The 24,899-nt window shown below is 66.5% G+C and carries 29 protein-coding genes and 1 riboswitch; of the genes, 8 read left to right on the top strand and 21 right to left on the bottom strand.

All coding sequences use genetic code 11. From position 1 onward, the window contains the following. Positions 1 to 38 precede the first annotated feature (38 nt). From gcvP to WB461_RS00550, 10 genes are all read right to left on the bottom strand, one after another. Entirely contained in the window at positions 39 to 2,861 is a 2,823-nt protein-coding gene (gene gcvP, locus WB461_RS00505; RefSeq protein WP_423850765.1) for an aminomethyl-transferring glycine dehydrogenase, read from the bottom strand. Between the two features lie 83 nt (positions 2,862 to 2,944). Then, a riboswitch (glycine riboswitch) is annotated at positions 2,945 to 3,033 on the bottom strand. 69 nt (positions 3,034 to 3,102) lie between these two features. Continuing rightward, on the bottom strand, positions 3,103 to 3,687 hold the full coding sequence (locus WB461_RS00510; protein WP_423850766.1) for a MerR family transcriptional regulator: 585 nt from the start codon (positions 3,685 to 3,687) through the stop codon (positions 3,103 to 3,105). A 190-nt stretch (positions 3,688 to 3,877) separates the two neighbouring features. Continuing rightward, entirely contained in the window at positions 3,878 to 4,339 is a 462-nt protein-coding gene (locus WB461_RS00515) for a bifunctional nuclease family protein (RefSeq protein ID WP_423850767.1), read from the bottom strand. 4 nt (positions 4,340 to 4,343) lie between these two features. Next, a complete protein-coding gene (locus WB461_RS00520; RefSeq protein WP_423850768.1) occupies positions 4,344 to 5,063 on the bottom strand; it encodes a MerR family transcriptional regulator in 720 nt (239 codons plus the stop codon). Positions 5,064 to 5,088: 25 nt separating this feature from the next. Continuing rightward, on the bottom strand, positions 5,089 to 5,565 hold the full coding sequence (locus WB461_RS00525) for an FHA domain-containing protein (protein WP_423850769.1): 477 nt from the start codon (positions 5,563 to 5,565) through the stop codon (positions 5,089 to 5,091). A 101-nt stretch (positions 5,566 to 5,666) separates the two neighbouring features. Beyond that, the gene (gcvH, locus tag WB461_RS00530) at positions 5,667 to 6,044 is read right to left on the bottom strand and encodes a glycine cleavage system protein GcvH (RefSeq protein ID WP_423850770.1); all 378 of its coding nucleotides are present in this window, start codon (positions 6,042 to 6,044) and stop codon (positions 5,667 to 5,669) included. 18 nt (positions 6,045 to 6,062) lie between these two features. Next, the gene (locus tag WB461_RS00535; protein ID WP_423850771.1) at positions 6,063 to 6,767 is read right to left on the bottom strand and encodes a DUF881 domain-containing protein; all 705 of its coding nucleotides are present in this window, start codon (positions 6,765 to 6,767) and stop codon (positions 6,063 to 6,065) included. Next, positions 6,760 to 7,092: a small basic family protein gene (locus WB461_RS00540; protein WP_423850772.1), complete on the bottom strand. Its 333-nt coding sequence runs from the start codon at positions 7,090 to 7,092 to the stop codon at positions 6,760 to 6,762. The genes WB461_RS00535 and WB461_RS00540 overlap by 8 nt, the downstream gene beginning before the upstream one ends. After that, positions 7,089 to 7,904, bottom strand: coding sequence for a DUF881 domain-containing protein (locus WB461_RS00545; RefSeq protein WP_423850773.1), 816 nt, complete (start codon positions 7,902 to 7,904; stop codon positions 7,089 to 7,091). Before WB461_RS00545 ends, WB461_RS00540 begins: the two co-directional genes overlap by 4 nt. A gap of 1 nt (position 7,905) precedes the next feature. Continuing rightward, entirely contained in the window at positions 7,906 to 8,481 is a 576-nt protein-coding gene (locus tag WB461_RS00550) for a CDP-alcohol phosphatidyltransferase family protein (protein ID WP_423850774.1), read from the bottom strand. A 204-nt stretch (positions 8,482 to 8,685) separates the two neighbouring features. Here WB461_RS00550 and WB461_RS00555 point away from each other — a divergent pair, with 204 nt between their 5' ends. Beyond that, a complete protein-coding gene (locus WB461_RS00555) occupies positions 8,686 to 9,303 on the top strand; it encodes a superoxide dismutase (RefSeq protein WP_423850775.1) in 618 nt (205 codons plus the stop codon). Between the two features lie 29 nt (positions 9,304 to 9,332). Here the strand turns inward: WB461_RS00555 and WB461_RS00560 are convergent, their stop codons facing one another. Further along, positions 9,333 to 11,291 carry a cytochrome c oxidase assembly protein gene (locus tag WB461_RS00560; RefSeq protein ID WP_423850776.1) on the bottom strand — a complete coding sequence of 653 codons (1,959 nt, stop codon included), beginning with the start codon at positions 11,289 to 11,291 and terminating at the stop codon, positions 9,333 to 9,335. Continuing rightward, complete coding sequence (locus WB461_RS00565) at positions 11,272 to 11,787, bottom strand: copper resistance CopC family protein (protein ID WP_423850777.1); 516 nt, start codon at positions 11,785 to 11,787, stop codon at positions 11,272 to 11,274. Before WB461_RS00565 ends, WB461_RS00560 begins: the two co-directional genes overlap by 20 nt. A gap of 425 nt (positions 11,788 to 12,212) precedes the next feature. On the opposite strand from WB461_RS00565, the gene rocD reads away from it, so the two are divergent. Next, on the top strand, positions 12,213 to 13,427 hold the full coding sequence (rocD, locus tag WB461_RS00570; protein WP_423850778.1) for an ornithine--oxo-acid transaminase: 1,215 nt from the start codon (positions 12,213 to 12,215) through the stop codon (positions 13,425 to 13,427). A 16-nt stretch (positions 13,428 to 13,443) separates the two neighbouring features. On the opposite strand, the gene WB461_RS00575 is transcribed toward rocD, so the two are convergent. Continuing rightward, positions 13,444 to 14,247, bottom strand: a complete 804-nt coding sequence (locus WB461_RS00575) for a spermidine synthase (protein ID WP_423850791.1) — start codon at positions 14,245 to 14,247, stop codon at positions 13,444 to 13,446. Positions 14,248 to 14,338: 91 nt separating this feature from the next. On the opposite strand from WB461_RS00575, the gene WB461_RS00580 reads away from it, so the two are divergent. Continuing rightward, a complete protein-coding gene (locus WB461_RS00580) occupies positions 14,339 to 14,740 on the top strand; it encodes a hypothetical protein (RefSeq protein WP_423850779.1) in 402 nt (133 codons plus the stop codon). 17 nt (positions 14,741 to 14,757) lie between these two features. On the opposite strand, the gene WB461_RS00585 is transcribed toward WB461_RS00580, so the two are convergent. Beyond that, positions 14,758 to 14,991 carry an RNA-binding S4 domain-containing protein gene (locus tag WB461_RS00585; RefSeq protein WP_423850780.1) on the bottom strand — a complete coding sequence of 78 codons (234 nt, stop codon included), beginning with the start codon at positions 14,989 to 14,991 and terminating at the stop codon, positions 14,758 to 14,760. A gap of 109 nt (positions 14,992 to 15,100) precedes the next feature. On the opposite strand from WB461_RS00585, the gene WB461_RS00590 reads away from it, so the two are divergent. Further along, positions 15,101 to 15,463: an RNA-binding S4 domain-containing protein gene (locus tag WB461_RS00590; RefSeq protein ID WP_423850781.1), complete on the top strand. Its 363-nt coding sequence runs from the start codon at positions 15,101 to 15,103 to the stop codon at positions 15,461 to 15,463. Here the strand turns inward: WB461_RS00590 and WB461_RS00595 are convergent. After that, entirely contained in the window at positions 15,460 to 15,864 is a 405-nt protein-coding gene (locus WB461_RS00595) for an NUDIX hydrolase (protein ID WP_423850782.1), read from the bottom strand. The genes WB461_RS00590 and WB461_RS00595 overlap by 4 nt on opposite strands. Continuing rightward, entirely contained in the window at positions 15,861 to 16,457 is a 597-nt protein-coding gene (locus WB461_RS00600) for a TIGR00730 family Rossman fold protein (protein ID WP_423850792.1), read from the bottom strand. Before WB461_RS00600 ends, WB461_RS00595 begins: the two co-directional genes overlap by 4 nt. 247 nt (positions 16,458 to 16,704) lie before the next feature. Here WB461_RS00600 and WB461_RS00605 point away from each other — a divergent pair, with 247 nt between their 5' ends. Next, entirely contained in the window at positions 16,705 to 17,898 is a 1,194-nt protein-coding gene (locus WB461_RS00605; RefSeq protein WP_423850783.1) for a cation:proton antiporter, read from the top strand. A gap of 55 nt (positions 17,899 to 17,953) precedes the next feature. Here WB461_RS00605 and WB461_RS00610 read toward each other — a convergent pair whose 3' ends face one another. Continuing rightward, on the bottom strand, positions 17,954 to 20,044 hold the full coding sequence (locus WB461_RS00610; protein WP_423850784.1) for a lysophospholipid acyltransferase: 2,091 nt from the start codon (positions 20,042 to 20,044) through the stop codon (positions 17,954 to 17,956). A 65-nt stretch (positions 20,045 to 20,109) separates the two neighbouring features. Next, positions 20,110 to 20,619 carry a DUF421 domain-containing protein gene (locus tag WB461_RS00615; protein WP_423850785.1) on the bottom strand — a complete coding sequence of 170 codons (510 nt, stop codon included), beginning with the start codon at positions 20,617 to 20,619 and terminating at the stop codon, positions 20,110 to 20,112. A gap of 243 nt (positions 20,620 to 20,862) precedes the next feature. Between WB461_RS00615 and WB461_RS00620 the strand changes: the two genes are divergently transcribed. Together WB461_RS00620 and WB461_RS00625 are read left to right on the top strand one after the other, a co-directional pair. Next, positions 20,863 to 21,504 carry a DUF305 domain-containing protein gene (locus WB461_RS00620; RefSeq protein WP_423850786.1) on the top strand — a complete coding sequence of 214 codons (642 nt, stop codon included), beginning with the start codon at positions 20,863 to 20,865 and terminating at the stop codon, positions 21,502 to 21,504. Positions 21,505 to 21,520: 16 nt separating this feature from the next. Further along, on the top strand, positions 21,521 to 22,216 hold the full coding sequence (locus WB461_RS00625; protein WP_423850787.1) for a ZIP family metal transporter: 696 nt from the start codon (positions 21,521 to 21,523) through the stop codon (positions 22,214 to 22,216). Positions 22,217 to 22,315: 99 nt separating this feature from the next. Here the strand turns inward: WB461_RS00625 and WB461_RS00630 are convergent, their stop codons facing one another. Next, positions 22,316 to 22,918 carry a zinc-binding dehydrogenase gene (locus WB461_RS00630; protein ID WP_423850793.1) on the bottom strand — a complete coding sequence of 201 codons (603 nt, stop codon included), beginning with the start codon at positions 22,916 to 22,918 and terminating at the stop codon, positions 22,316 to 22,318. Then, positions 22,918 to 23,370: an alcohol dehydrogenase catalytic domain-containing protein gene (locus WB461_RS00635; RefSeq protein ID WP_423850788.1), complete on the bottom strand. Its 453-nt coding sequence runs from the start codon at positions 23,368 to 23,370 to the stop codon at positions 22,918 to 22,920. Before WB461_RS00635 ends, WB461_RS00630 begins: the two co-directional genes overlap by 1 nt. 255 nt (positions 23,371 to 23,625) lie before the next feature. Between WB461_RS00635 and WB461_RS00640 the strand changes: the two genes are divergently transcribed. After that, the gene (locus WB461_RS00640) at positions 23,626 to 24,474 is read left to right on the top strand and encodes a class I SAM-dependent methyltransferase (protein WP_423850789.1); all 849 of its coding nucleotides are present in this window, start codon (positions 23,626 to 23,628) and stop codon (positions 24,472 to 24,474) included. Positions 24,475 to 24,535: 61 nt separating this feature from the next. On the opposite strand, the gene WB461_RS00645 is transcribed toward WB461_RS00640, so the two are convergent. Then, positions 24,536 to 24,899, bottom strand: a 364-nt coding sequence (locus WB461_RS00645; protein WP_423850790.1) for a proton-conducting transporter membrane subunit, incomplete at its 5' end; no start/stop codon positions are given.

The following is a 24,899-nucleotide window of genomic DNA, read 5'->3' on the forward strand; positions in this document are numbered from 1 at the left end:
AGCAGAAAGTGACCCCTCGCCGAGCAGAAAGTGACCCCTCAGCGATCGGCGAAGGCTTCGATCGGGGGGCAGGAGCACGCGAGGTTGCGGTCTCCGTATGCCTGGTCGATGCGACCCACCGGCGGCCAGTACTTGTCATCGACGGAGCCGGCCGGGAAAGCGCCGGTCTCGATCGAGTAGGCGTGTGGCCAGTCCAAGAGTTCGCGCATGGTGTGCGGTGCGTGGGCCAACGGGTTGTCGCCCGCGGGGTACTCCCCCGCCGTCACCGCGTCGATCTCGGCGCGGATCGCCAACATCGCGTCACAGAACCGGTCGAGCTCGGCCAGATCCTCGGACTCGGTCGGCTCCACCATCAGCGTGCCGGGCACCGGGAAGCTCATCGTCGGTGCGTGGAAGCCGTAGTCGATGAGGCGCTTCGCAACATCGTCGATGCTGAGGCCCGACGCCTTCGTGAGCGGCCGCAGGTCCAGGATGCACTCGTGCGCCACCAGTCCGTCGTCGCCGGTGTAGAGCACCGGGAACGCGCTCTCCAGCCGCTTGGCGATGTAGTTGGCCGACAGCACGGCCACCGACGTCGCGTCCGTGAGTCCCTCGGCGCCCATCATCGCGATGTAGGCGTAGGGAATGGGCAGGATGCCCGCCGAGCCGTACGGCGCCGCGCTGATCGCACCCACGCCGTGCCGCTTGCTCTCGATCGGGTGCAGCGGGTGCGTGGGCAGGAACGGCGCGAGGTGCTCGGCGACCGCGACCGGCCCGACACCCGGTCCGCCACCACCGTGCGGGATGCAGAACGTCTTGTGCAGGTTGAGGTGCGAGACGTCGCCGCCGAACTCGCCCGGTGCGGCGTGGCCGAGCAGCGCGTTGAGGTTGGCACCGTCCACGTAGACCTGACCGCCATGGCCGTGGACGATCTCGCACAGCTCGGTGATGCCGTGCTCATAGACTCCATGCGTGGACGGATAGGTGACCATGATCGCGGCGAGGTCATCGGCGTGCGCGTCGCACTGCGCGCGAAGGTCAACGAGGTCGACCTCGCCCTGGTCCGTCGACTTCACGATCACGACGCGCATGCCGGCCATGACGGCTGATGCGGCATTCGTACCGTGCGCCGAGCTCGGGATCAGACACACGTCGCGGTGATCGTCGCCGCGGCTCAGGTGGTACGCCCGAATGGCCAGCAGTCCGGCGAACTCGCCCTGCGAGCCCGCATTGGGCTGGATCGACACTGCTGCGTAGCCAGTGACCTCGGCGAGCCACGACTCGAGCGTCTCGACCAGCTCGATCATGCCGCCGGCATCGTGCACCGGGACGAAGGGATGAAGGTCGGCGAAGCCCGGCCAGCTGATCGGCTCCATCTCGGCGGTCGCGTTGAGCTTCATCGTGCAGGAGCCGAGCGGGATCATTCCGCGGTCCAGGGCATAGTCCCGATCACTGAGCCGGCGGAGGTAGCGCAACATCTGGGTCTCGCTGCGGTGCTCGTGGAAGACCGGGTGCGTCAGGATCTCCTCGGTGCGCAGCAGGTCGGCGGGCAGGGACTCAGGCGCCTCGTCGACGGCGGGGACCCCGAAGGAGTTCCACACCGCCTCGAGGTGCTCCCGGGTGGTTGCCTCGTTGGTCGCCACACCCACGTGGTCACCGTCGATGAGCCGCAGGTGCACGCCTGCTTCCCGGGCCTTCGAAACTATGCTGGCCGCAGCACCGGGGACCTCAGCCACCACCGTGTCGAAGAAGCCGCGCTCGGCCACCGCGACCCCACCGGAGCGCAGCCCGGCAGCGAGCAGGCGGGCGGACCGGTTGACCTCCTGCGCAATCTGCCGCAGGCCTTCCGGACCGTGGTAGACCGCGTACATCGAAGCGGCAACCGCCAGCAGAACCTGCGCTGTGCAGATGTTGGAGGTGGCCTTCTCGCGACGGATGTGCTGCTCCCGAGTCTGCAGCGCCAACCGGTACGCCGGACGTCCTGCGCTGTCGACCGACACACCGACCAGACGGCCAGGCAGATGCCGCTCGAGTCCCGCGCGTACGGCCATGAAGCCGGCGTGGGGTCCGCCGTAGAACATCGGGACGCCGAACCGTTGGCTCGAGCCGACGACGACGTCGGCGCCGAGCGAGCCCGGCGAGGCGAGCAGGACCAAGGCCAAGGGATCGGCAACGACCACGGCGAGTCCGCCCGATGCGTGCGCGGCGTCGATCGCGGGTCGCGGGTCCACGATCTGACCGTCCGTACGCGGGTAGGCGATGATCGTGCCGGCCGCTTCGATGTTCGGCACGCCCGCCGCGAGGTCGGCCTCGAGCAGCTCGATGCCCAGCGCCTCGGCGCGAGTGTGGGTCACGGCGAGGGTCTGGGGCAGCAACCCAGAATCGATGATGATCGGGAGCGTGTCCTTGCCCCTGGTGGCGCGCCGGATCAGTGTCATCGCCTCGGCGACCGCGGTGCCTTCGTCGAGCAGGGACGAATTGGCCGTCGTGAGGCCGGTCAGGTCGGCGATGACGGTCTGGAAGTTGATCAGCGCCTCGAGTCGTCCCTGCGAGATCTCCGGCTGATAAGGCGTGTAGGCGGTGTACCACGACGGATCCTCCAGCACGTTGCGGCGGATCACGGCGGGCGTCACGGTCGGGTGATAGCCCAGGCCGATCATCGCGACGCCGGGGTTGTTCCGCTCCGCGAGTGATCGGAGCGCAGCCAACGCCTGGGTCTCGGTCTGCGCGGCCGGAAGCCGCAGCTTCTCGACACTGCGAATTCCGGTCGGCACGGCGGCTTGCATCAGTGCGTCGAGGGAGTCGTAGCCGACCCGGCGCACCATTGCGTCCTGATCGGACGAGGTGGGACCGATGTGGCGGCTGGAGAAGGCTGAAGGCACGAAGTGCTCCCGAAGGTAGAGGCGTCGGATTACGCCTCCCCTTCTGTCACTCCGACCGGCACGGTCGACTGCTCCAGAATTGCCTCGGTCGCGTGGTCCTTGGTGCCTGAGAGGTTCCGGGGAGGAATTGCCCCTTCGGCGCCGCCTGGGCGAACTCTCCCACGCGCGGTCGACAGCATGAACAGCCTACCAAGGACGACCAGCAGCGCGCGGGACGATCAGGTGATGTTGCGCACGGTGTTCAGCTGGACAGGCGTGCGCGCCGACGAGTTGCGAGCTCGTCGTCGGCGACCGAGATCTCGACCGCACGCTCGCTCGGGAGTGAGTGCAGCGAGCCCTCGATCTCCTTCCACACACCACCGATGGCGATGCCGAACACTCCCTGGCCACCCTGCAGGAGGTCGATGACCTCATCGGCAGACCGGCACTCGTACACGCTGGCACCGTCGCTCATCAGCGTGACCTGGGTGAGGTCGGCGGTGCCGCGGGCCCGAAGGTGGTCGATCGCGATGCGGATCTGCTGCAGGGAGACCCCCGCGTCCAGAAGGCGCTTGATGATCTTGAGCAGCAGGATGTCCTTGAAGGAGTACAGCCGCTGTGTGCCCGAACCGGTCGCGGATCGGACGGTCGGATCAACGAGTCCCGTACGGGCCCAGTAGTCGAGCTGACGGTAGGTGATGCCTGCTGCGCTGCAGGCAGTCGGGCCGCGGAATCCTGCGTCCTCCGGCAGCGGTGAGACGTCGTCGTTGAACAGCAGACCTTGGTCGCTGGCTGCAGCCTGTGCTGCCGTGGCGGCTGTGACGTCGTCGTCGCGTGACTCGATCATCCGAAATGCCTTCCGAAGCGGTATTAGGGGAAGACTACCTCCACGGAACTACATCCGTGTACCTTCAGTAGTTCTCTCAAGGTAAGGGTGAGAGTTTGCCGGGTCAACGACCCAGCGTGAGCTTCGGCGTGTCGCAACTCTCAAGTCTGACGTGAGAGTTGAGATTTTGGAGTACTTCGACCCCGCTGGGTCACCCGAAGTCCTCCGGGCTGACTTCGTCGAGGAACTCGCGGAATTTCTCGATCTCCTGGTCCTCGTCCGTCGTGGCCTGGATGCCGGCCTCGTCCAAGACATCTTCGGTGCACACGACCCGGGCGCCGGCGCGCAGGGCCAGCGCAATCGAGTCGGACGGACGGGCTTCGACCTCGACGCCGGAGGAGAACACCAACAACGCGAAGAAGATGCCGTCGCGAACGTCGACGATGCGCACCTCGTCGAGCTCGTCACCCAGCGCCTCGACCAGGTGCTGCATGAGCTCGTGGGTCAATGGTCGCGGCGTCGCCGTCCCCTGCTGGGCGTAGGCGATGGCGGACGCCTCGACCGCGCCGATCCAGATCGGCAGATAGCGCCCCCCGTCGATTTCCCGCAACAGCACCAAGGGCTGGTTGGTCGGCATCTCGACCCGGACGCCCACCACCTCGACCTCACGCATGGCTCTAGCCGCGCAATCGACTTCTGACCAGTACAGCCTGCAACCTCACGGACAAGGCGGCCAACGCCGATACCGTCTGCTCGGCGGCGTCCTTGTCGAGCCGGCGTGCGCGCGGCGTCACGACCTGCTCGAACAACGCGACCTCACGGTCGGCGGCAGCACGGAACATCCGTAGGTGTCGCGGCTCGAGGCCCAGCTCGGCGAACTGCCCGACCAGCGCTGCGACCTGCAGCGCCTCGCCGTCGTAGTACGTCTGGGACGGGCGCCGCTGGATCAGCCCGTGCTCCTCGATCGCATCGAGGGTTGCTGAGTCGATGGCGGCCGACTCCAGCAGGTCATCACGCGAGAGCCGGGCATTGCTGCTGGACTCCGCGAACGTCTCAGCGGTCGGTAGGCCGTCGCCAGCCAAGCTCAGGTGCGGGACCCTCGTCGTGCTCCCCTGCTCTGTGTCGGGCACGACACCTCGGTCCATGTCGTCGAGGACCTGACGGATGTGCCCCAGTGGCCAGAACTTGTCGCGCTGCTGACGCAGGATGAACCGCAGCCGTTCGACGTCGCCGAACGAGAACTTCCGATAGCCCGACGACGTGCGTTCGGGCTCGAGCAGCCCTTCGGACTCCAGGTATCGAATCTTGGTGATCGTCAGATCGGGAAACTCGGGCAGCAACTCGTCGAGCACCTTGCCGATGCCGAGCCGGGACAGCTCTGGAAGCGGCTCGGTCACGCGATGCCCTCCCAGAACGCGACCATCAGGCCTGCCCCTTCATGGCACCAGCGAAGTAGATCAGGCGGTACTTCCCGATCTGGACCTCGTCGCCGCCCGACAACGTGACTTCGCTGTCGATGCGGTCACGGTTGACGTAGCTGCCATTCAGGCTGCCGAGGTCGGCAACTGCGTAGCCTGCCTGGCTACGCGTGAAGGTCGCGTGGCGACGCGAGACGCTGATGTCGTCGAGGAAGATGTCGCTGTCAGGGTGTCGACCGACCGTGACCACGTCGCTGTCGAGCAGGAACCGCGCACCCGAGTCAGGACCGCGCTGGACCAGCAGCATCGCGCTCCCGGCCGGCAGGTTCTCGACCGTGGAGACGTCCGAGCCCGACATCTCTTGGGTGTCAGCCTCGATCAGCGGGATGTGGGTCGTGTCATCGCTCGGGGGCTGCGACGCCGGTGAGGGCAGACCGGGCGTCAGCGCGGTTTCGTCGGGCTCGTGGTCCGGCGTTGACATCGGTTTCACTCCTGGGTTCGAGGGTCTTGAGTTCGAGTCGAGACTTCACGTTAAACCTAGCACCCGGCCGTTCGTCAGATGTCCTGATCGGGCCGGTCTGCTCAGTCGGGGATGAGCGCGCTGTACGCCTCGGCCTCGAGCAGTGCGGACGTGGGGTCCTCCTCGCTCGGCCGAACCTTGATGAGCCAGCCCTCGCCGTACGGATCTGAGTTGATGACCTCGGGGCCACCGTCGAGCGAATCGTTGCGGGCGACGATCTCACCGGACAGCGGCGAGAAGATGTCGGAGACCGACTTGGTCGACTCGAGCTCTCCGATCACCGAACCGGACTGCACCACGTCACCGACGTTGGGCAGCTCGACGTAGACGATGTCGCCGAGCTGATCCTGGGCGAAGTCGGTGATGCCGATCGTGGCGATGTCCTCGTCAAGGCGCACCCACTCGTGCTCTTCGCTGTAGTAGAGGTCCTCAGGGATCACCGCATGCTCCTAGCCACGTCAGGATGTTGGACGAGCGTACTCCGGGGTCTTGACGTCGGCCAATGCCGTGATCGTGACCTCGTCCTTCTCGGTCACGCTCGCTGATGCGCCGCGCGTCGCGACCCGATCAATGAGCCCGCCGCGAAAGCGTACCGCCCCCGCCAACGTCGAGGAGCTGCCGATCGCCTCGATTCGGTACGGAGGCTTGATCTCACGGCCACCGACCCGGATCTTTTCGTTGTCGTTCAGGAAGTAGGTCTGGGCGACGACGCGGGCCACCCCGTTGATCGCGATGGCCTCCGCGCCGGAGTCACGCAGTTCCTCGACCGCGTCGAGCAGAGTCGAGGCGTCGACCGTCTGTTCGGGATCCTTGATGATCAGCTCGACTCCGGGACCGGTGGCGCCGGTGGTACCGGCGAGGATCGCGAGCTGCTCGGCGCGCAGCTTCGCCTGCTTCTCGGCCTTCTCCGACAGCTGGGTGCTGCTGAGCAGCCCGTTGCGCGTCGCCGTCAGCTCATCGATCTGGGTGTCCAGGCGCCGGTTGGCCGAGTCGAGCGACTTGAGCAGCTCGACCAGGTTGTCGCCGCGCACCCTGGAGTAGTCGTCCGTGCCGTCATCGCGCACCTGCACGGTGATCGCGAACGCGAGCCCACCGATCAACAGGGCGACCAATGCTTGCGAGAGCGTCGGTCTGGCGAGGGTGCGCCAACCACGCTCAGGCATGGAAGATCCTGCGCCGGATCGCCGCAGCATTGGCGAAGATACGGATGCCGAGCACCACGACCACACCGGTCGACAGCTGCGACCCGACACCCAGCTGGTCACCGAGATAGACCATGAATCCGGCGATCAGCACGTTCGAGATGAATGACACGACGAAGATCCGGTCATTGAAGCGTCGCTCCCCCAGCGCTCGCAACGCACCGACCACTGCGTCGAGAGCGGCCACGATCGCGATCGGCAGGTACGGCTGCAGGCCCGTCGGGACGGTCGGCTGCAGGAAGACTCCGACCAGGACGCCGATCGCGAGCCCGAAGACCGGAATCATGATTTCTCCTTGATGGCTTTGGCGTTGCGAATCGCCGTGCGGCCCCGCTGCGTCGCGCTCACGGTCAAGTCCGACGATGGACTCATGCTGAGTCGGACCCCCGCGCTCTTCTCGCGCTCGGCCCAGTACCGACCGGCGGGATTGCTGGTGAAGCGCTGCACGATCGATTCGCCGTCACCGATCGCGAGGACCGTGAACGGCGCCCCGATGTCGTTGTAGTTGACGTTGATCACGCCATCGACGGAATGGATCGCGCTCAGACTGCCGATTCGCTGGCCATTGATCGCGATCGCCTCGGCGCCGGCGTACCACAGACCGTTGACCAGGCGCTGCAGGTCTGTGTCGGTGATTCGGGACTCTTCGGTGACGCGGTCGTCATCGACTCCGATGTCACGCGGGACCGCCACGAACCGCACGCCGGGTCCTCTCACTGGTTGGTCGGCGGCCAGGATACGCAGGTTCTTGACGACCGGGTCGGAGCTGTTCACAGAAGTCGAGAGGGCCTCGACCTGGGCGCGCAGCTTCGCGGCGGTGGTCTCGCGGGTCGCCACGAGCTCTTTACGTGCGGCGATGCTGTTGATCAGGCTGTTGCGCTCGAGCTCCGTCGCTGGGCGATCATTGCGGGTCTGCAGCGCTGCCATCGAGACCATCACCGCGAACATCGCCAGGACGGCCCCGGTCAGGACGGTGTTGAACTCCTTGGAATCGGCATAGGGGCCGCTGCGGACGACGTAGTAGTCGTCGTCGAGCGCGGTCTCGGCGATCTGCTCCAGCAGGCCCTCTGCTCTGGTCGGTGCGTCCTGCTCAACCATGTCAGCTCCGCAGGACAGGTGGTGTCGAGGTCATGAGCCGGCGGACCTGGAAGGCGTAGAGGATCCCACCCCACCAGTACAACGCAACGCCCCACACGGTGAACGCCCACCCGAACACATTCGCAAGGTCGGCAACCGTCCCGGTGGCGTCACCGAGCAGCAGCAGCGGGAAGGCATACAGGAGGCTCGCCGTCGCTGCCTTGCCCAGGAAATGGACCGGCAGTGAGCTGTAACCACGGGTGCGCAGGAAAGGCACGAGACTGAACAGGAAGACGTCACGCAGCGGCAGGATGATCGCGAGCCACCACGGGATGATGTCCCGGTATCCCAACCCGATTACCACAGCGAGGATGAAGAATCGGTCCGCTACCGGATCGAGGATGGCGCCGATCTTCGAAGTCTGGTTGAGCCGGCGCGCGAGCTTGCCGTCGAGGTAGTCGGTGATGCCCGACAGCATCAGGACGACCAGGGCAAGCTCGTCGTGCTGGGGGCCCAGCACGAGCCACAGGAACACCGGGACGAGCAGCAGTCGCACGAAGCTCAGTGCGTTGGGGATGGTCAGGACGCGATCGTCCATCTCGATCCACCTCCTCGCATGTCGTCCTCGCCCGGAATGTCCACAGACAGACTAGGACATGCAACCCCACGTTCGCCCCGGGGACACGGGCATGCAGTCGCCGGGTCGGGCGCTGCCGTTGCGTGAGTCAACAGGCCTGACAGACTGGGGGTGAAAGTCCACAACTACACAGGGCACATGCGTGCCCACGTCCCGAGGAGGATCGTGGCTGACTACACACTTCCGGATCTGCCGTACGACTACGGCGCACTGGATCCGCACATTTCGGGCAAGATCATGGAGCTTCACCACTCGAAGCACCATCAGAACTACGTCAACGGCCTGAACACGGCGTTGGACAAGCTCGAAGAGGCTCGTTCCAACGACGCTCACGACACGATCAACCTCCTGGAGAAGAACCTCGCGTTCAACCTCGGCGGTCACATCAATCACTCGATCTTCTGGAAGAACCTCTCCCCCGACGGCGGTGACAAGCCTACGGGCGAGCTGGGTGCCGCAATCGATGACAACTTCGGCTCGTTCGATGCTTTTCGCGCGCAGTTCGAGGCTTCGGCGCTCGGCCTGCAGGGCTCGGGCTGGGCGATCCTCGCGTGGGACACCCTCGGCCAGCGGCTCATCAACGTGCAGCTGTTCGACCAGCAGAACAACGTCCCGGCGACGCTGATCCCGATCATCCAGCTGGACATGTGGGAGCACGCGTTCTACCTGGACTACCTCAACGTCAAGGGCGACTACGTCAAGGCGTGGTGGAACATCGCGAACTGGGCCGACGCCCAAGAGCGCTTCAGCGCAGCAACATCCGGTGGCCAGATCATCTTCTGATCACGGCTCCGAACAAACGGCGGGATCCCTCAGGGGTCCCGCCGTTTTCCATGTTCGGCCAGATCGCGCAGGCGCGCGTTGTACGCCTCGAGCTGCTCGTCACCGGTGCGACTCTCTGACCGGTCGTAGCGCTTGGCCTCTCGCGCGTCCGAGCGGTACCACGCGACCAGGATCGCGAGCATGACGAGGACGAGCGGGATCTCGCCCATGGCCCACGCGATCCCGCCGCCGAGGTACTGGTCGGCCAGCAGGTCGGTTCGGAACGGGCGATCGATCGCGCGGTAGTAGCCGCCGGCGATGACCGAGCTGTCGGACATGATGCCGATCGCGAAGAATGCGTGGAACGGCACGGTCACGAGCAGGAGTCCGAAGCGCACGATCGGCGCCAGCCGCCGCGGTGAAGGATCGACGCCGATCAGGACGTAGTAGTAGAGCGTTCCGACGCCGATGAAGTGCAGCTGCATCGCCGCATGACCCCAGTGGCTGCCCATCAGGCCCTCGAATGCTCCGGTGAAGTACAGGCCGTACAGGCTGCCGGTGAACAGCACCGGTCCGACCAACGGATGCGTGACGAATCGGGAGAACCGCGAGTGCAGGAAGGCCAGGAGCATCGCGCGAGGCGATACCTCCCCCGGTCGACGTGGGCCCGGCAGCGTCCGCAGCGCGAGGGTCATCGGGGCGCCGAGCACGAGGAAGATCGGGCCGACCATGGACAGCATCATGTGAGACACCATGTGCGCGCTGAACAGCACGTGCGAGTACTCCGCGAGGCCACCGACAGCCGCCCAGTACACCACCAGCATGCCCAGGCCCCAGGAGATCGAGCGTCCGACCGGCCAGCTGTCGCCGCGGGATCGAAGCACCAGCACGCTCTTGACGTACAGGGCCGTGCCGAGCCCCACGACGGCCAGTCCGACCCCGGTCGGCGCCCACCCCCACATCAGGTGCATGACGTCGGGGGGTGGCGGCATTGGGCCCCCGATCAGGTCCTCGGCCGTCGTGACGACCTTGTCGCTGGCCGGGGTGGCCGTGCGGGACAGCGCCACCGCGAGGCCGACGGTGGCGGCCATGACCATGAGCTCGCTGATCGCCAGAGGTAGGAACCTGCCACCAGCCACCATGATCCGGCGCCGCTGGGACCATCCGAAGACACCCAGCAGAACGATGGCGAGCGCTTTGCCGACCACCAGCCGTCCGTACGGCGAGCCGAACACGTCCGACCAGTCGAGCAGCCGTACCGACGCGTTCGCGATGCCCGACGCGGCCACGACGACGTAGGCCCACAGGGCGAGGGTCGAGTAGCGGGCGACAGCCTCGTCCAGCCGCTTGCTGCCGCGAATGGCGACCCAGGCCAGTGCGGCCAGCCCACCCATCCACACCGTCACTCCAGAGATGTGAAGGAACAGGCTCGTGGTGGCAAGGTCGTGCGATGCCGCCGACGAGGCGTGTCCGGTGAGTGCGACCGGGATCAGCGACCCGATTGACGCCCCGAGGATCAGCGCCAGCGGACGGACCGACAGCGTCCACCCGAGAGCCAGGGCCAGGAGTGCTGCGGCGAGCGACTGGATCAGCAGCGCACGTCCCAGCGAGGTCTCGAAGGCCAGCGACGACACGAGGATCCAGTTCAGTGATCCGAGTGGTCGTCCGAAGACGTCCGACACAGTCAGGACGAACAGGGCCAGGCTGGCCAACGACCAGACGATCGCCCAGCGACGCGCCAGCCGCACGGCATCGACAGCGAGCCCTTCCACGTCGTCCCTGGAACCCGGAAGAAGGAACACCGCGACCATCAGGAAGCCCACCAGGGCCACGACCGAGAGCTCCGTCAGAACCGTGACGGACGGCACTGCCCAACCGACGAATCGACCCGGGTCAGGGATGTTCGGCGGAGCCTTGGCCGGCGCGCTCCCGCCCAGCTGGAGCGCCGCGAACATCGCCAGGCCCGCGGCGAGGAAGCCGACGAGGACGTCACGTGTGGTCCGGGTCATCGCGGCTCCTCAGGGGCATCAGGAGGAGCGCGATGGCGATGACCGCCGCAACGACTCCCCAGAGAACGTGTGTCCCGTGCCGGTGCAGGAAGGTCTCCGGCTCGGGCTGGTCCACCTGGGTGACGGACCGACCTCTGGTCACCTCGAAGGAGACCGTGCCGTCGACCGGGTGTCCATCAGAGGACACCACACGGTACGACGCAGAGTATCGGCCCTTCATGTCGGCCGCCGCGACTCGCGCAGTGACGGTGTTGTCAACAGCCCTGAGGTCCGAGATCTTGACGGATGACCCGTCTGGGGCAGTCACCGCCACCGCCGCGTTGCCGACACTCTCAGTGAAGGTGAACGTGACACTGGTCGGGACGGTCGCTCGGGTGGAACCATCCTCGGGGTCCGATCCCACCAGCGAAGAGTGCGCGCTGGCTGGCACCGACCCGAGGACGACGATCCCCAGGACGAGGCTCGGTAGAGCCAGACGAAGCAGGACGTTACGCACGACGTCGATTCTGTCTGAAGGTGCCAACCGGCGTGCTGACCGCCTCGGAGTGCGCCGCCGCTCCCGGAGCCACCGACAGGAAGGCTGTCGTGCTCGCCGGCCCGTCGCCCGAACCGTGGGCGTCCTGTGCGGACCCGTTGCCGTCAGAGCTGGCTGCGCCGCGTGCGTCTCGATTCGACGCTACGTGTTGTGCTGGATCGGGGAGCACAGCGGACAGCCGAGTGAGGGTGCGATTCATGCTGGTGCTTTCCGTGGGAGACATGCGGATCGGGGTTCAGGACCCCGCGGCTGTCACCGCGCCCGCGGCCGTGCTCAGCGCGGTGGTGAGGGCTGATCGCGGCACGCTCCATTGTATCGAGGGCGTCCCGTGGCCCCCACGGCCGTGCAACGGGGAGCCCTGAAAGGGCGGCTTGTACCGTGGGCACATGGCAGCAACCGGACTCGACACCGCATCATTCATCACGCTCGACGAACGGTGGGGCGCGCACAACTACCACCCACTGCCTGTGGTCATCTCCGAGGCGGAGGGGGCGTGGGTGACCGATGTCGACGGCAACCGCTACCTGGACTTCCTGTCGGGCTACTCCGCGCTCAACTTCGGCCACCGCCACCCCGTGCTGCTGGAAGCCGCACACGAGCAGCTCGACCGGCTGACACTGACTTCACGCGCGTTCCACAACGATCAGTTCGGTGCGTTCTGTCGTGAGCTCGCGGCGCTGACCGAGACCGAAATGGTGCTCACCATGAACACCGGCGCCGAGGCCGTCGAGTCCGCGATCAAGGTCGCCCGCAAGTGGGCGTACGAGGTCAAGGGCGTCGAGTTCGACCGCGCCGAGATCATCGTGGCGAGTGGCAACTTCCACGGGCGCACCACGACGATCGTCTCCTTCTCGGACGACGCAGCTGCGCACGACAACTATGGGCCGTTCACCCCCGGCTTCGTGACGGTCTCCTACGGCGACCTCGATGCCGTGCGCGCCGCGATCACTCCCAACACCGCAGCGATCTTGATCGAGCCGATCCAGGGCGAGGCCGGGGTCATCGTGCCGCCGGCAGGATTCTTCGCCGGAGTCCGCCAGCTGTGCGACGACAACGATGTCCTGCTGATCGCCGACGAGATCCAGTCGGGCCTGGCCCGCACGGGCAAGCTGTTCGCACTGGATCACGAAGATGTCCGGGCCGACCTGTACACGCTCGGCAAGGCACTCGGTGGCGGCATCATCCCGGTGTCCGCCGTCGTGGGTCGCGCGGATGTGCTGGGCGTTCTCAAGCCGGGCCAGCACGGCTCCACGTTCGGCGGCTACCCCGTCGCGTGTGCCGTGGGCCGCGCGGTCGTGGGTCTGCTGGAGACCGGTGAGTTCCAGGAAAGGTCGCGCGAGCTCGGCGAACATCTGCACAGCCGACTCAATGAGCTGGTCGGCAAGGGTCTGGTCGCGGTGCGGGGGCGTGGCCTGTGGGCCGGCATCGACATCGACCCGGCAGCCAAGACCGGCCGCGAGGTGTCAATGGCGCTACGCGACCGCGGCGTGCTCTGCAAGGAGACGCACGAGCGCACGCTTCGCATCGCTCCTCCGCTGGTGATCACCCGCGAAGAGATCGACGATGCAGTCGATGCTCTCGTCGAGGCACTGCACGCCTGACCATCACCATCCGGACTCAGCGGAAGAACGCGGCACCACCCGGCGGAGCTGGCGATGGTTCGGCGTCCCCGTCGGTGAACGCCGATTTCGCCGCGAATCCCTCGACGACGTCGCGGTACGGGAGCACCCGGTACGGGAACGGTGAGCTCGCGGCCCGTCTGGCCAGCCCCGCCCACGGCATCGGGCGCTGGGACGCCGTGACCAGCACGTTGCCGAACCGGCGACCCTTGAGGGTGGCAGGCTCGGCGCTCAGCATGACCTGCGCGAAGCTGTCCCGCACGCCACGAACCACCCGCCTGACGTAGGGGAACGGTGCCTTGTCCGCGAGGTTGAGCAGCACCACGCCGCCATCGACAGTGACCCGGGCCAGCTCGGCGAAGAACTCCGCGGTCGCCAGCTCAGCCGGTATGCGGGCCCCGTCGAACGCATCGAGGACCACGACATCGGCGAAGTCCGGTCGAAGTGCGACGATCCCGGTGCGGCCGTCAACTGCTCGCACCTTGATTCCGCTGTGACGCGGGAGAGGCAGCTGCTCACGTACCAGAGCCGTCACCCGCTCGTCAGGCTCCAGCACGATCTGCGCTGACGTCGGCCGCGTTGCGGCGACGTACCGCGGAATCGTCATGGCTGCGCCGCCGATGTGAACGAATCGCAGCGGCGCCCCCGGTGGGTCCAGCGCGTCGATGACGTCGACGATGCGCTGCATGTAGTCGAACTCGAGCCGGGTCGGGTCGTCGAGGTCGACGTGGGACTGGTCCGCCCCGCCGATCCGGAGGGTGTGGCCCGAGGGCCGATCCCGGTCCTGGACGATCTCGATCACCGGCTCCGTCACCGGGCCACTGTAGGCGAGATCCGGGTCGCGGACGTCCTGTCGCAGCGCTAGCGTCATGATTCGACGGAGGAGGGGCACGGTGAACAGACGGCTGCTGGCGCTCGCCGGGTTGCTGGTCGCGCTTGCGGTTTCCGTGTGGGCAGGCACCGAGGTCCGCCAGCACCTGGAGGGTCCCGGGCCGATCCAGACCGTGCGGGCCGCTACGACGGCGTACGCCACCGGCGACTGCCAGGCCTTGCGGGACATCTCGGCGAGGCCGAAAGCGGTCGACTGCGCTGCGGTCACGCAGGTCCAGCAGGCGTACCAGGACGAGGGGCTCGAGCCCGCACGCTTTACCTACACGCTAGCTCGACGCAGCGGCGACGCAGCGACCGTCAGGGTGACGTACCGCAAGGGTGGAACACCGTTGGACGAGATGGTCCCGGTCGAGAAGAACGACGGCCGGTGGAAGATTGCTGAAGTCTCCAGCTCGATCGGGTGAACGATCAGGTCTGCGCCTCAGCCAACTTGGGCCGCCCACGTGGTCCCGGGAAGCTGCACCTCGATCAGCATGCCCTTGGCGAGCTGACGGCCGCGGCGTGTCTCGACCTCGCCGTCGACCCTGACATCTCCGCCCTGGATCAGTTCACCGGCAGCGGCACCGGACTCGGCCAGGTTGGCGAACTTGAGGAACTGACCCAACCGGATCATCTCGCCCGTGATCGGAACGATGTTGATGTCGTCGGAAACCATGTGGCAAGCCTGCCACGTCGGGAGCCCGGGCGCGTGCGAGGATCGAAGGCATGGAGGTCACGCTGCGCGCCCCAGCCGTGCTCCCGGTGGAGACGGTGTGAGCGGCACGATGACACAGACCCGCACCGACGTGTGGGTATCGTCCGTCCGGCTCTACCGGACGCGATCGATCGCGTCCGCGGAGTGCAAGGCCGGGCACGTGCGCGTCAACGGAGCCAAGGCCAGACCGTCCCAGCCGATCAAGATCGGCGACCGGGTCGAGGCGCTGACCGCGGGGGGTCAGCGGATCGTCGTGGTGAAACGGATCATCGCGAAGCGCGTTGGCGCGGCCGTGGCTGTCGAGTGCTACGAGGACCACACTCCCCCGCCGCCGCCCAAAGAGGAGATCCCCGTTCTGCCGCGTCGTGACCGCGGCGCCGGCCGGCCGACGAAGCGGGACCGTCGCGCGCTGGACCGGCTGCGAGGCCGCTAACCGCGCAGCAGCAGCGGAAGCAGGGCGCGACTGCTCAGCGGTGCAAGCTCGAGATCCCCGGGAAGCGCCGGATCGACCCAGATGCTCTCGGCGATCTCTGCGGCTGCCACCGGCGCAGACGCGTCGACGATGACGCTGTACACCTCAGCCAGCACCCGGTGCCCGGGCTCGTTCGCCGCGTCCTCCTCGAATGTTCCCACCCACGTGAACTCCCCGACCGGCAGATCGAGTCCGAGCTCCTCGAGCAGCTCTCGACGCAGGCACGTCAGTGGGCTCTCGCCCGGCTCGATCTTGCCGCCGGGTTGCATGAAGACGGTCGTGCCGTGCTTGCGCACCATCAGCGCTCGGCCGTCGACGTCGGTCGTCAGCGCGGCAGCCACGTGGATGACCGGGTCGGTCATGGGTTCAGGACCTCGCCGGGATCGTGCCCCCACTTGTCGGCCCAGATGGGCGGGAGCCCTAGCATCCGGAGCAGCTCGTCGAGGTCGTCGGAGAACGAGACGATCCGGGACTGTTCGGGGCGGACGAAACCGGTCTCGACCATCTGGTCCATGAGCACCTGCATGGGATCCCAGAATCCTCGCACGTTCAGGAATCCCGAAGGCTTGGCGTGAATGCTGAGCTGGGCCCACGTCCACTGCTCTGCGACCTCCTCCAAGGTCCCCGCTCCCCCGGGGAGCGCGATGAAAGCGTCGGCCAGCTCGGCCATCATCTGCTTGCGCGCGTGCATCGAGTCCACGACGTGCAGCTCGGTCAGCCCGTGGTGCGCAAGCTCGCGATCATCCAGGGCGCTGGGGATGACCCCGACGACTCGCCCCCCGGCATCGATGGCAGCGTCGGCGACCGCACCCATCAGACCGACATGGCCCCCGCCGTAGACGACATCGATACCGCGTTCGGCGAGCGTGCGGCCGGTCAGTCGTGCCGCATCGGCGTAGGCGGGATCGTGTCCGAAGCTGGATCCACAGAAGACTGCCACTGCGCTCAACGCCATCATCGTCCTTCCATCGGGAGGTCCATCGTGGCGCAGTGCGTTCATGCAGCGTTCAGCGGCTCGCCGACACCCAGTGAGCGATGATGGGTCAGGTCTCCCGGGGAACGTGGCACCTCGGGGCCGCATGGCCATCAGGCTTACGGGTACAGGTGGTCAGAACCGCACGACCCGACAGGAGCACCCGTGGCCGATCTGATGAGTCCGGGCCGGTTGTCCGGGGCAGGGACCCGGTGAAGACGTGAATGCCGTGCTGCTTGCGTTCGGGCTCGCGCTCCTGCTCGCCGTGCTGACGTCCGCTCTGGCCAGTCGCAGTCCACTGTCATCGACTGCCGTGTTCTTGGCCGTGGGGATCGTTGCCGGACCACTGGTGCTGGACGAGATCAGTGTCACGGCCCGGACGGCCGAGATCGCGGCAGAGGTCGCCCTCTTCGCGATCCTGTTCACGGACGGTCAGCACGCGCCTTGGTCGGTCCTTCGCCGCCACTGGAAGAATCCGGCCAGGACGCTCGTGCTGGGGATGCCGTTGACCTTGGTGCTGGTGGCTGCTCTGGGGCACTGGGTCGCCGGGCTGTCGTGGCCGGCCGCGCTGGTCCTCGGCGCCGTCCTGTCCCCGACCGACCCGGTCTTCGCCTCGGCTCTGGTCGGTCGCGACGACGTACCGGCCCGGGTCCGGCACTTGCTCAACATCGAGAGTGGTCTGAACGACGGTCTTGCCCTTCCGGCCGTGCTGGTGCTGGTCGGGGTGGCCGGCGGCTCTCCGGAGGGATGGTCCACCGAACCCCTGACACTGATCCTGGAGCTGCTGCTCGGACTGTTCATCGGGGTGGTGACACCGCTCGTCGTGGAGGGGGTCCTGCAGATCCCTGCGGTGGAGAGCGTGAGCTCCCTACGACCCTTGGGCCCCATCGCGATCGCCGTCCTCCTGTACGGAGTGTGCGACGTGCTGCACGCCAACCAGTTCCTCGCCGCATTTGCGGCCGGCGCCACGATCGCAACCCTCAGACCTGAGGTCTCGGAGTCATTCAGGCATACCGGCGAGCTGGTGAGTGAGCTCGCGAAAGGCGGGGCGTTGTTGGCCTTCGCGGCGCTGCTGCAGGTCGGGCTGTTCCGTGAGGCCGGGTGGAGCGCACTGGTCGTCGCGATCCTGGTGGTCGCTGTGACCCGCCCCCTCCCCATCATCGCGGTGCTGGCCGGCACGTCGATGGAACGGCGAGAGAAGCTGGCAGTGGCCTGGTTCGGGCCGAAGGGGTTCGCGAGCGTCGCCTACGCCGTGATCGTGCTGTCCAGCGGCATCACCGATGCGGACCATGTCTTCACGGTGGTTGCTGTCACGGTGCTGGTCTCCGTGCTGGCGCATTCCTCCACCGACGTCATCATCGCCAAGTGGCTCAACGGCGACAGTCCGCCGACCTCGCACACTCCGACGTCCGACAGCCCCTGACGCCTCGACCTCCTCAGTTCGCTCGCCGTGTCGAACCCTCGTCGAGCTGCTTCGGTCAGGAACGACTCGCCCGGTGGAATGCGGCAATGGTCTCGGTACGGGCCGTCGTGACGGCGACCTCGTCGGCAAAGTCCTTGCGGCGCTGATCGACCCCTGGGCTCGACGAGTCGAGCAGACCGCGGTGGTCAGCCAGGCGCAGTGCCGTCTTGAACAGCTCGAGCGACACCGACTCGTCATTGGCGATCCGACCCTGCAGCATCCACTGCTGGCCGACCTGCACGCAGTCGTCGAGGAACACCTTCTCGTCGTACGGCAGGTCCAGGGCCGCCAGCCGATCCGCCACGACGTGATACGCATCCAGGTAGGGCCGCAGGACGAGGTGAGCCACGTGCGGTCGCGCCTGGGCGATGTGGCCTCGCAGCTCATCGGTGTCACTGCTTCCACGGCTCCCGTCGCCGCGGCCCATACCCGCCAGCTCGGCATCGATGTCTGACCCGAACTCGTGTCGTCCGGAGAAGAAGAAGTCGAACTTGAGCAACTCGCGCAGCCGCAGCGCCTCAGCTTCCGCGACGGCGGCGTGGTCATGCCCGTCGGACTCCGAGGCCGCCAACAGGGCGAGCTCACCGATGGCCCGGTCGACCAGGGCGTGAATGGCGGTGTTGCGGTAGAACGCGGCGACCAGGTGCCGGTTCGGCGCGATGCTCCACACCGTCTCGGTGCCGCCATCGAAAGCCGTCAGCACACCCGAGATGACCAGCTCCTCCAGTGTCCGCCGCAGCGTGGCGCGGTCGGTCAGGTTGAACCCACCCGCCACTCGCCAGCCACGTTCCTGGAGATAGCCGGCCAACGGCGCGACTGTTTCCTCCACCTGAGCCAAGGAGAGAGCGCGATCTTCGCCGAGGATGGCCATGCTGACGACCGCGGTCGCCGTCACTGGGGTGGCGCGGTTGATTCTGTGACAGGTCTCCAGGGCCAGTCGTTCGATGGCGTACGGGGCCGCTGCCTCGTCCGCCTGCAGCTCGGCCATCCGGCCTCGCAGCGAGATCGGCTCCCCGAAGTCGACATACGCTCGGCCGAGCCGGTTCTTCTGCTCGCGAGCGAACTTGTACATCCAGCGGAGGTTCTCGGGGTTCTTGGCGCCGCCGCGAGCCTCTTTGGTCATCATCGCGACCTCGTGGAGCTGGTCGTAGACGATCGAGACCGGCACGACCAATGCGTCGGTGTCCTCTCGCTGGTCGACCGCGTCAGCGACGTAGCGCAGGATGCCGTAGGTCGGCGGGCGGAGCTTGCCGGTCCTGGTCCGGCCACCCTCGATTGACCAGGCCAGATTGGCGCGGTTGGCGAGCAGGCGCGAGATGTAGGAACGAAGCGCCAGCCGGTAGATCGGGATGTCGCCGGTGTTGCGGCGGATGAAGATGATCCCGGATCTGCTGGCGAGCTGACCGGCCGGGAAGAAGTTGAGGTTCGCTCCCCCGAACAGGTAGGGCATGGTGATGCGTCGTGAGCCAACCACCTCCGGCACGAGCATGCCGTCGAGGTAGGAACGGTGGGAGAAGACGAACAACAAGGAGTGCTGACTGTCCAGAGCCCTGAGCCGGGCCACGGAATCTTCATCGATGTAGACGTCGTGGGCGCGGCCCATCCAGTGCAGGAACCTGCGGAACGCCGCGCCGGTGCGCTCCGTGTGCGTCGCGGACATCTCCCGCAGGTTGGCCGCTGCCTCGATCTGCGCGTCGGTCGGATCTTGGCCGGTGCTCTCGGCCAGCTCGGCGACGGCGCCCGCGAAGTCTGGATCCGTCAGGATCTGCGACACCTCACGGGGATCCGTGGGAAGCGGGTCGGCGTTTCCGGGCAGGATCCCCGCTGACTGGAGCAGCTGTTTGGGTCTGGCACGATTCAGCGCGCGACCAACGGGCGAGCTCGGACGGGAATCAGGGGTCACCCAAGGGAGTCTCGGGTGCCCGCTCCCGCGCGTCAACCACAAGACCAGCGAAGGGGTCGAGTCAGATCGGTGCGACCCATCACTGGGGTGGCAGCCAAGTTGGCCTCGACACCCGTGCGAGCAGGCAGGCTTGAGCGCACCCACGACTCGTCCCGCCAATGGAGATCCTGCGTTGGCTGGGCTCGTCTCAGGCGCGCTCGACATACTCGCTCCCGTGGTCCGAGGTCACCGATCGAGGACCGACAGTCCAGCGGCTCTCGCTTACAGCGTCAGGCGCCGGCGGTCGCCCCCGGCATGGCTGACCCGCTGCCGCGCTGACTGGTGGCGATGACACTGATGGAGCCGTTGGACTCAAGGATCGCAGCGGAGACCAGTTCCAGCCCGCCGATCCCCGAGCTGCGCACTGCTTGCCGCACGCTCTCCTCGGTGATCCGCTGGTCAGCCAGCGACGCCAGATCGAGTTTCCCGTCGCGGAGCAACACGGTCGGTGCTGATGTCAGCGCACGCCGCACCCACGGCACGCGGACGGCCGAGAACGCGACGGCGAATTGAAGCGCCACCAGCAAGGCGAGGGCCAGCGCCCCCTCCGACCATGCCACGGTGTTGCTCAGAGCCACTGTCGCCAAGGTGGACCCGAGAGCGACCGTCACGATGAAGTCGAACGCGTTCAGCTGTGCGAGGGTCCGCTTCCCACTGAGACGCAGCACAGCGATCAGCCAGACATAAGCCATGGGACCCACCACCAGGACGCGAAGCAGGCCGGAGATGTTGTCGAACAACAAGGCAGTTTCCTCTCGTTGGGCGTCAGCACGGCCGCGCACCAGGGTGCGCGCCCGGACTACCAACGCACACTACTCGTCGCCGGCGTTCCGGGACCGTCGCCGGATCGGCTCGGTGTAGACGGGCGGGCGCTGGGTATTGCTCAGTCGAGCCGGGGCCGCCCGTCACGCACGTCCAACGATGACATCGCCGTGCTTCGGTCTCCTTCACGTGAGTTTGGTTATGAGAAAGGATCAACCCCGATGACCAGCCAGCACGCCTCTGCGCACGACCCCGAAGGAACCCCGCCACGTGATCACCATGAGCAGGGCAACAACAGCGATAAGGGGGTCTACCTCCGATTTGGAGCGATGATCGTCGTCTCGACTCTGGTGATGTACGCCTTGACCTACACCAACTTGTTCGCCATCCAGCACGCGCAATGGAGTGAGGAACGCGGCTACATGGCGATCCTGATGGGCTCGGCAATGACCGTGGTCATGCTCAGTTTCATGTGGGGACGGATGTACCCCAACACGCGGGTCAATGTGGCGATCCTGGGGGCCGCCCTGGCCGTGGGCGGCACTGCGTTCTGGCTCTCCCAGTCTCAGGTCCTGGTCGGCGATCAGGCGTACATGAAGGCCATGATTCCGCACCACTCCATCGCCATCCTGACCAGCGACCGGGCTGACTTCGATGATGTGCGGGTCCGAGAGCTCGCCGACGGCATCAGTCAGACCCAGGTCAAGGAGATCAAGGAGATGGAGTGGTTGCTGGATGACATCGACAAGAACGGAAAGGTGACCACGTCGCAAGCCGCCGACCAGCGGGCGGTGCCCGACTTCAGCGCAGCCAAGGCTCAGCGGCTTCCCGCCTTCTGGCGATGGTTCGTCCTGAGCGATTGACCGGAGGAGAGTGTCGATGTTTCTGACCGTTGTGGTGGTCGTCGTCGTCTCAGCCGCGCTTGTCGCGGGCGCTGCATGGGGTGTCTACGGGAGCCTGCCTCCCGAGCTCGAGGGTTTTATCGTCGCGCTTGCCGGCGGGGCCTTGATGGTGTCCGCTGTCCTGGAATTGATCGATCCCGCCACCGAGGTCGCACCACTGTGGGCAGTCGGCGCCAGCGTGCTCACCGGTGCTGCCGTATTCTCAGCGCTCGACCGACAGGTCAAGCGTAAATTCGGCTCCGAGAGCGGCGGCGGGCTGCTCGCCGCCATCACCCTCGACGGCATCCCGGAGAACCTCGCCCTGGGAGTCGCTCTCATCGGCGCGGGGCCGCTCCAGGTGGCCTCCCTGTCCGGATCGATCTTCTTGTCCAACCTCCCGGAGGCGGCGGGGGGCGCCCAGCAGATGGCGACCGGCCACTCGAAGCCCAAGGTCCTCGGCCTGTGGACTGCCACCGCCGCGCTGCTTTCTGCCGCGGCGATCGCCGGAAACCTGCTGTTCGCCGGGGTTCCCGACGCGGCCCTGGGATTGATTCGATGCTTTGCCGGTGGCGCGGTGGCTGCTTCTCTAGCCACCGAAGTGTTCCCGAAGGCATTCAAGGAGGACAGGTACGCAACGGGCATCGCCACCGCCCTCGGACTCGTCCTCGCCATCGGGCTGGATCAGCTGAGCTGACCCGAAGATCAAGGTGACTTCTACAACCGCTTCTCCTCAGCGACCTCGTGGCCAGCCGCCCGTGCTTCCGCGGACGACTGTCCACTCTCCTGGGAACAATCAACGGTGAATCGTCACCTTGAGCGCCTTGGTTTCGGCTGCAGCTTCGAAAGTTTCATACGCTTCCAGGAACCCGTCGAAATCAAAGCGATGAGTGGCAAACTTTTCGACGTCCAGCTTGTGCTGCGTCACCAGCTTGAGCAGCATCGGTGTGGTGGAAGCGCTGACCAGGCCCATCGTGATCGCGATGTCCTTGATCCACAGGTCCTGTAGACGCAGCTCGACGGAGGCGCCGTGCACACCGACGTTCGCCACCGATCCCCCGGGCCGCACGATCTGGGTGCAGGCCTCGAAGGTGGCCGGGAGACCCACGGCCTCGATCGCAACGTCGACGCCGAGACCGTCCGTCTTCGCCTTGACCTGCTCGGCCCAATCGCTGTCGCCGCTGTTGACCGAATCGGTCGCACCAAATCCCATTGCCTGATCCAGCCGGTTGGAGTCAACATCGAGCGCAATGACGCGCGACGCTCCGTACAGGCCGGCGGTCATCATCGCCGACAGTCCGACAGGTCCGGCGCCGACGACGGCAACGACGTCACCGGGCTCGACCTTCCCATACCGCACTCCGATCTCGAACCCGGTCGGGAGGATGTCTGACAGCATCACCGCGGCTTTGTCGAGACACCTTCAGGCACGGCGTACAGAGAGTTGTCCGCAAACGGGATACGCACCAGCTCGGCCTGCGTGCCATCGATCAGATGCCCCAGGATCCAGCCGATACCGGGAGCGCCCTCCTCGGCCAGGCAGTGGGCGTACAGACCCTGATGGCAGTACGAGCACGACCCGCAGGCGCTGACGCACGAGATGATCACGCGGTCACCGACCTCGAAGGCAGAGACGGCCGAGCCGACCTCGACGATGGTTCCGACGCCCTCGTGACCGAGGATCCGTCCCTCGGTCACCGCCGGCACATCGCCTTTGAGAATGTGCAGGTCCGTCCCGCAGATGGTCGTTGTGTCGACGCGCACCACAGCGTCGGTCGAATGCAGGATCGTCGCGTCGGGGACGTCCTCCCAGGCCTTCTGGCCCGGGCCGCGATACACGAGTGCCTTCATGGCGATTCCCTTCGACTTCGGCCGGAGCGTCCCCCCGGCCGTGACTTCCACCATCCGAGTCCAGCAGCGGCATCGACAGGGTCCAAGGTCCGCGAGGACCTGGCCAAGGGTCACCAGCTCAGACCTCCGATGTCAGAATCTTCGCCACCGCGAGGTACGCCTCACGGGAGTGCCTCACGACGCGAAACACTGACATACTGGATCCGCACGATTTCCGCCTCGTCCACGAGGTGCGTAGGAGCGACGGGACAGCCGATGCCGAGTTTCGAGGAGATTGAGGACGCCCAGCGGGCGACGTGGGCCATGTGCTCCACCGGATGGGCCAAGTGGGACCAGGTCATCAGTGATCAGCTGGGGCCCGTCGGCGACGCGATCATCGACAGCCTCGACATCAGGGACGATCAGCAGCACCTGGATATCGCCTCCGGCTCGGGCGAGCCAGGTCTGAGCGTGGCCCAGCTCGCTCCCGCGGGTCGAGTCGTACTGACAGACCTGGCACCCGAGATGCTGGACATCGCGCAACAAAGAGCTGATCGGCAGGGCATCACCAACATCCGGACCAAGGTTTGCAGCGCCGACGATCTGCCATTCGACGACGCCACCTTCGACAGCGTCTCCGTCCGTTTTGGCTACATGTTCTTTCCTGACATGGCCAAGGCCACGTCCGAGTTCGCGCGCGTGCTCAAGCCGGGCGGGCGGGTCTGCTCCTCGGTGTGGATACGGCCAGAGGCGAACCCCTGGACGACCATCCCCATGCAGGCGATCGCTGCGGAGACGGCGTTGCCGCCTCCCGACCCCGACGGACCCAGCATGTATCGGTGCGCGGCGGCGGGCTCTGTCAGTGCGTTGTACGAAGCTGCGGGCCTGTGCGATGTGACCGACTGGGAGGTCGATGTCGTGCTGACGACAGACTCGGCCGAGCAGTACTGGGAGGTCGTCAGCGAGCACGTGTCGTCAGCAGTCGTTGCCCTCGAGCAGGTTGACCGGCCAACCCGGGAGCGAATCAGGGCCGGGGTCATCGCTGGGGTGCGCGCGCACGAAGAAGGCGGCAAGGTCCGAGTGCCCGGCGTTGCCCGCTGCATCGTAGGAACGAAGCCGGGCTGACGATCGTGCTGACCCCCCGAACCTGACGATTTCAAGGTCGTCGGTCAGCGCGGCTTTCGGGTCAGTCGAGGATGATCCAGAGCGGCCCCGCCGCCAGCCCCATCACGATCGTGGCCGCCGCGGCGAGTATCGCAGCGGTGCGAGCGCCTCGTCCTCCGGCTCCGGTGGGTGCTCTCTGGCCGGGCCGAGCGGCTGGGCGTAGAGCTGCCCGGATCCAACGTAGGTAGTAGAACAGGCTGATCACGGTGTTGAGGGCGATCGCGACCGCCAGCCAAGCCAGGCCTGCGTCCCATGTCGCCCCCATCGTGGTGAGCTTGCCGACGAACACAGCGGTCGGCGGCGTCCCGACAAGTCCGAGCAGGGCCACGACCAGGGCTGCGGTGAGAACCGGGTTGGTCGCGGCGAAACCCGCCCACTGATCGACG

This window comes from Aeromicrobium sp., assembly GCF_049587115.1.
In the GTDB taxonomy this organism is placed as follows: domain Bacteria; phylum Actinomycetota; class Actinomycetes; order Propionibacteriales; family Nocardioidaceae; genus Aeromicrobium.